Source organism: Ferruginibacter sp., assembly GCF_031430955.1.
Lineage (GTDB): Bacteria > Bacteroidota > Bacteroidia > Chitinophagales > Chitinophagaceae > Ferruginibacter.
This window is the reverse complement of sequence record NZ_JANPCM010000552.1, coordinates 1-6,999: the sequence shown is the minus strand read 5'-3', so window position 1 is coordinate 6,999 and position 6,999 is coordinate 1. Positions and strand designations below refer to the sequence as shown.

Annotated in this window: 4 protein-coding genes and 1 pseudogene; 1 reads left to right on the top strand and 4 read right to left on the bottom strand. The window is 35.2% G+C overall.

What is annotated here, in order from left to right:
* Positions 1-2,292 (bottom strand): hypothetical protein (locus ACY65O_RS15545; protein WP_462221775.1); only part of this gene is annotated, 2,292 nt, incomplete at its 3' end.
* Between the two features lie 36 nt (positions 2,293-2,328).
* Positions 2,329-4,818, bottom strand: a complete 2,490-nt coding sequence (locus ACY65O_RS15540; RefSeq protein ID WP_462221774.1) for a M1 family aminopeptidase — start codon at positions 4,816-4,818, stop codon at positions 2,329-2,331.
* Positions 4,819-5,354: 536 nt separating this feature from the next.
* Here ACY65O_RS15540 and pdxA point away from each other — a divergent pair.
* A complete protein-coding gene (pdxA, locus tag ACY65O_RS15535) occupies positions 5,355-6,455 on the top strand; it encodes a 4-hydroxythreonine-4-phosphate dehydrogenase PdxA (protein WP_462221773.1) in 1,101 nt (366 codons plus the stop codon).
* A gap of 51 nt (positions 6,456-6,506) precedes the next feature.
* On the opposite strand, the gene ACY65O_RS15530 is transcribed toward pdxA, so the two are convergent.
* Positions 6,507-6,710, bottom strand: a complete 204-nt coding sequence (locus ACY65O_RS15530; protein WP_462221772.1) for a dodecin family protein — start codon at positions 6,708-6,710, stop codon at positions 6,507-6,509.
* A gap of 53 nt (positions 6,711-6,763) precedes the next feature.
* Positions 6,764-6,999, bottom strand: a pseudogene (locus ACY65O_RS15525) (hypothetical protein); the annotation flags it as partial.

Genomic DNA, 6,999 nt, shown 5'->3' with positions numbered 1-6,999 from the left:
AGAAATTTTACATGTTATCCTTAAAGTTATTGTGTTTTGTCCCGGTATATTTGATAAAGTACCCCCAGGTGTAAGTAAATTAAAATTACCCAATGTTTTACCATCGTATAATGCATTTTGGGTTATACCTGGAGGGGCAATAAAAGATGTAATAGAACCGCTGATTACATTTAAAACCCCATTAATTTTATTAAGCGTATCATAAGCCTGTACACTGGTAACTGGTGTACCACCATAATTTTTTATTACCACTTCGTAAACTATATCGTAAGTTTTTGAACCAACAGGGTTTTCTGTTGCAGATATTAATTTTTTTGCAGCTCCAATACCAGAAGTAATATCAGTCATATCGGCAGATGTAAAAATACTTGCCACCGGCCCTGCATTATAAGTAATGGCAGATTGAGCACCTGTTAAAATATCGAATTCCTTATAAGTACTGTTACAGGCAGTACTTGATCTGATACTGCCTACTAATTTACCATCAGAATAAGCAAGCCCTACAAGATTGCTGCCTGCAGGAAAAACAAGTGTATCAATATAAGTTGCCACAAGCGGCAGACCGAGATTGTAATTTTTCCAGTTTACTGTAAAATATTTATTGTCGAATGCGGCCAGCATTTGGCCACCGGGTGTCATTACCACATCTCCATTTTGCTTGTAAATATATCTTGGCCCAAAATCAAGTGGTTTTGAAATACCCACAGAACCGGTTGAAAAATCTACCTGCTGTAATTCCATTTTAAAAATGCCTACGTTTTTAAACCAAATTGTACCATTTATATCATAGGCACGTACATATTTTACATCAAGATTACTAAAATCATAATAGCAAATTGCTGGGTCGCCATTTGCAATTATTAATGAACTGTACTGCCCAACACTACCTGTTGCTTCGCCGGTAAAAGCCGCACCCCAGGTTGTACCATTAACATCAGCAGCTCTTATAAATTTTACATCAAGGCCTGTACCATCATAATAAGCAATGCCGGGGTTACCATTAACAATTGCCATTGAAGTGTACTGACCCGAATTACCTGCAGCTGCCACTATAACTCCTGCCCCCCAGGCAGCACCATTAACATCCGTTGCACGTACATACTTTAAATCCTGGTTACTTCCCTGATAATAAGAAATAGCAGGGTTGCCATTTACTACAACCAATGAAGTGAATTGACCAACTGTATTAGTTGTTTCTACTGCAACAGGTGCAGCCCATGCAGTACCGTTAGCATCAGAAGATCTTACATATACTAAATCAGCATTGGTAACATCATAATATGAAATGGCAGGATTTCCGTTTACTACAGCAAGTGAAGTATATTGACCAATATTATTTGCAGTTGCTATTGCTACCGGTACACCCCATGCAGTACCATTAGCATCAGCAGCACGTACATATCTTAAGTCCCCATTGGTAACATCGTAATAAGAAATTGCCGGGTTACCGTTTATTATTTTTAAAGAAGTAAACTGGCCAATATTATTTGCAGCTTCAACTGTTACGGGTGCACCCCATGCAGTTCCGTTAACATCTGTTGATCTAACATATTTTAAATCTCCGTTAGTAACATCATAATATGAAATAGCCGGGTTACCATTAACAATTATTAAAGAAATATGCTGACCCACATCGCCTGCAGATGATATTGTTACAGGAGTTCCCCATGCCTGACCGCTTGCATCATTAGACCTTACATATTTTAAATCTAAATTAGTAACATCGTAATATGCAATTGCCGGAACGCCATTAACAACAGCTCCGGAAGTAAATTGCCCAACATTACCAGTTGCATCCGGATTAATGGGCGGGTAACCTGTAGTATCAACAAAATTTATTTGATAACCTAAACCTGTTGCAGGATCAAATTCTACACCGGCAACAAATTGATTTAGAAATGTTTTGTAAACAGGCAAATTTGCAGGGCCAGGGCAACCCGTAGGTAACCATCTGTAGGTATAAGAATTATATATGCCGGAAACAAGTGCGATTTGAGTAAAATAAAGCTGACCATCATATGGATTAAATGTTACAGTAGCCAGGTTATCGCTAAAACCTGGTGCAGCAAGGATTGGCTTACACCTTGACCTGTGTGTAAGTATATTTAAAGTTGAATTATAATCGAAATATTTTACAGAATCACTTGCTGAACTATTACAAGGGTTACCGATACCTACAGGTATTGCAACAGTTGCTTTCTGTGCACTTGCCTTTGTAAATGTAATTGCTAAACCAACAATGCAAATTAATCTGCAAAGGGTTTTCACTGATAGGGTGTAAAAATTTTTCATTGTACGGAATTTAATTTATTATGTTGTAATTATCCGTTAACGGATAATTACAATTTGCTTAATATAGCTTTCAGCATTCGGTCTTACTATCTCTACAAAATAATTTCCTGCTCCCAAATCTTCTACACTTATTTTTAAATTATTATTATTTATAAAAGACTGATTAATTATTTTTTTCACCACCCTGCCTGTTGCATCATGTATCAAAATATCAGCATTACCTTTTACTCCCGAACCATTAATTATGATATAACTTTTTGCAGGATTAGGGGTAATTGTATAATAATAATCTGCTTTGTTATCTATACTGATTGTTTTGGTGTAAATAAAAGAACCGTCTTTTTGCAATATTTTAATTCTGTAGTAACCTGTGGCATTTAAAATATTAAAATCTACATACGAAAAATCATTGCGGTTAGGATTGTCAATGGCTTTAATAGTACTAATTTTTTCAAAACTACTACCATCTGCACTTCTCTCAATTTCAAAAGATGAATAATCATGTGCACTGTTAATGCTCCAGTTTAAAGTTGCTTTGTTGCCTTCTTTAATACCGGTAAACGTTAGCACCTCAGTTCCAAGCACTGTAGTTTTTGTAGGTGCAGTTGCTGTTGCTATTACCTGGCTACGCGAATCGAAAATAAGCGTAGTTGGTACAAAAGATAAACTATACTGAACCACGTTTGAACTTGTGGGTGTTAGCACGCCATTATTTACGTAATAGTAAATACCTCCCTGATCGTAAAGAACAACACTGGTATCCATTGAAGCTAAACTGCCTTTAATGCGAAGCACTATGGGCATATCAAAATGAGTAAGCGCAGAAGTTTGAATTATTTGAGCCCCCATATTAATTATAATATTTGTACCGGAGTTGTTCCATTTAATAGAGTTGTATTTTGCATACCCCGTATTATAAATCCACTGATTAAAAAATGTAGTAAGGTTTAAGCCCGAAGTTGCTTCCATGTGGCGCTTAACATCTGCTGTAAAACCATTTCCCTGGTTTAATAGAGGATCGGTTTGATAATTTTTTAAGGCCTGAAAAAATTTAGTATCACCCAATAATGTACGCAGCATGGTAATAATCATACCACCTCTGTCGTAAATGTAAACAGATGGAGTAAATATCGTAAGAATTGTAGAAGTATCAGTTACATAAGTTGCCTGTGCAGTTGCTCCAATTGTAGCTGTTTTTTTAGCTGTCCTCCACGTAGAATCAGTAATACCTACTGATGTTGCAATAGATGGTGCAAACTCTAAAAGCAATGCTTCGCTGTAATCTGCAAAACTTTCGTTCACCCATATATCGTGCCAGCTGCCACAGGTAACACTGGCGCCCCACCATTGGTGTGCCAGTTCATGTGCCAAAATATCCCAGTTATTAGCAGCAGTATAAACTCCCGAACTGCTCTCTCCGCTAAAAGTATTATGTTCCATACCTCCTCCAAATCCAAAAGTATAGTTACCGTATTTTTCATTTTTAAAAGGATAATCACTAAATAGTGTACTGTAAGTAGTAAGCATTAATTTAACCCTGTCAAGCGATGTACTTGCCGCAGCAGTGTTAGTTTCTGGAAAAAGATAGTTATAATATGGCATTTTAGTACCTCCAATAATAACGGTATCGGCAATTGTGGGGTATTGTACATAATTAGCTACAGCAGTACATACCTGATATGCCGCAATTGGGTAGCGTTCTTTCCAGTAAGTTCTTACTTCCGAGGCCGAAGTTATCTCATAAACCAAAGTACCGTTGCCTGCAGTTTTAAAATTCAATGGTGTACTTACTATCATATCCATCGAATCTGCTTTGTCATTTACCACAAATGATTTACAGGGCCACCAGCTGAAAGAAGAATATGGTTCTGATAATGTGTAAACATAATTTTGAGTAACAGAAGCAGTAACATGGGTTGATTTTACATACCCTGTACCGTTGCTAAAGCCGGCGGTAAGAGGAGGTACACCTTTATAATAAATAGATACAGAATCTAACGTGCCAATAGTTGGAAGTGATACAGGAAGAGTAATAGCTATAAGATTTGCAGTAGCCCTGCTGATATTACCAGCGGCTAATTTAGCGCCATGATAATACACAGAGTCGCTGCTTAAAGCTGTAGCCATATCAAAATTGGCTACACTAAAATTTGCCTGCAAAGTTTTAAAATAAATAGTAACCTTACCTTTTATGTATTTGCCTATGGAAGTATCAGGATTAATGCGAAGTTCCAGCCTGTAATATTTTACATCATAATTTGTACCAGTACCGGGCACCATCATTGCTGACTGGTCTTTTCCACTTATGGCTGCGGCTATTTTGCTTTCCACTGCTTTGTAATGTGCTGCTTTTTCGGGAGAAAGATTTGACTTTTGCTCGTTACCGGCATTATCCTGGTCTGCAAGAATTTGATTGTTAAGAAAAAGATCGTTGCCAAATGTAGAGCCATTAGAGCCTTTAATTTGTGCAGTAGAAATTTTACATAATAGTACCAACAATACTATAAATGAGTAATGTTTTTTCATAAACTGAATTAGATTTACTGGTTTAACTGGATATTAGATTATATCATAAACGTAAAGAAATAAAAAAAATTGCATTTTTAATTACAAACGCTGTCATTTATTTACTACAAAGCATGAAAAAATACTACGTTGTTTTACTATGTTTCTTAATAAATATTATTTATTTCAAAAAAATGATACCATCACAATAATTCTCTTTAACCTTTTTCTTCCTGGCTTTTATATACAATGCCGGATTATAACTGGTTTGTAAAATCTTATGGAAAAAAGCTTAACACGGCAACTGTTATTTATACGCCGGCATTTTTATTCCCCTGCTTTTAAATTAAAAGATAATTTAAAAGCAGTTGGTTTATTGCTGCTTACAATACAAATACATCCTTTGCCATATAACCGAAAATGAGTAGCATTAAAATTAATTCTTACTCTATTTTTAACCTAATACAGGCAGTTTTTATTTTATAAACCACACTGTTCTCTTCTTTTAAATACTTAATTTTAGATATTGTATTTTTACTTCTAAATTATTATTAAATATGAGTTCGAATATAGAAAATAAACCTGTTATAGGTATTAGTTGCGGAGATATAAATGGCATTGGCATTGAATTAATAATAAAAACATTAGGCGATAACAGGATACTGGATATCTGCACACCAATTATTTTTGCAAATAATAAAGTAATTAATTTTTACCGCAAAAGTGTACCTGATATTAATATTAATTTTACAAGCATAAAAGAATTAAACCGCATTAACCATAAGCAGGTAAACTTGTATAGTTGCTGGGAAGAAGAAGTAAGTATTATGCCTGGTACATTAAGTGACATTGGAGGTAATTATGCAGTAAAAAGTTTAACCATTGCTGCACAGGCTTTAAAAGATGGTAAGATTGATGGCCTTGTTACTGCACCTATTCACAAAAAAAATACACACAGCGAAAAATTTAATTTTACAGGCCACACCCCTTATTTAAAAAATTTATTTGGTGTAAAAGATGTTGTTATGTTTATGGTAGCAGAAAATATTAAAGTGGCACTGCTTACAGAGCATGTTGCTGTAAAAGATATTGCGGTGCATGTTACCAAAGAAAATATATTCAGCAAACTGCAAATCATCAACAACTCTTTAAAAAAAGATTTTGGAATAACTAAGCCAAAAATTGCTGTGCTTGGTTTAAATCCACATGCCGGCGATGAAGGTTTAATTGGTAAAGAAGATGAAGAAATTATTAAACCTGCTGTTAAAGAAGCCAAACAAAAAGATATTTTTTGTTTTGGCCCATACCCTGCCGATGCTTTTTTTGCCCGGGGCCAATATGAAAAATTTGATGGGGTACTGGCCATGTACCACGACCAGGGATTGATACCATTTAAATCGCTTGCTATTGGAGAAGGTGTAAACTATACTGCCGGCCTTAGCGGAGTACGAACTTCTCCAGACCATGGTGTTGCTTTTGATATTGCCGGTAAAGGCAAAGCGGATGAAGCATCCTTTAGAGAAGCTATTTTTAAATGTGTGGATATAATAAACAGTCGTAAAGAGTTTGCAGAGCAATATAAAAATCCACTTAAAAAAATTAGTGCAGGTATGTTAGCGAGGGCAGTTGATCAACGTATTACTGATATACCGGAATAAAAAATACAGAGGATTACCGGAAATTATAATTTCCGGTAATCCTTTCCTTTTTTACTCCACTTCAAAACTAATGCTTACATTAACCCTGAATTCGGTAATAACACCTTTTTTATCTACCTGTGCACTCTGGTTATTTACGTTTACACTTTTTATGTTACGCAAAGATTTAGCTGCATGCTTAACTGCGTTTTGTGCAGCATCTTCCCAACTCTTTTTAGAATTGGCTAACAATTCAATTACTTTTAAAATTGCCATAGTTGTATTTTTTTTATTAAGATACAACTATTAAAAAATAAAGCCTAACATTTTTATTGAAAAACGGCATCGGCTATGCCTTTATTAATGCTGTAAGAACTTATAGTTATTTCTGCCCTCCCTTTTTTATTTTTTGCGTTGCCAGTAGTTTTTTTAGCTTCGCTGCCATCGTCAAAATCAAAAGTTACTCCTTTAGGCAGTTTATAGTCTTTACTGTTAAAAGAAAAAATTATTTTATCGGGCAATCCGTAATCTATATATTTTCCATAAGCCATTTCCAGTTCATAAC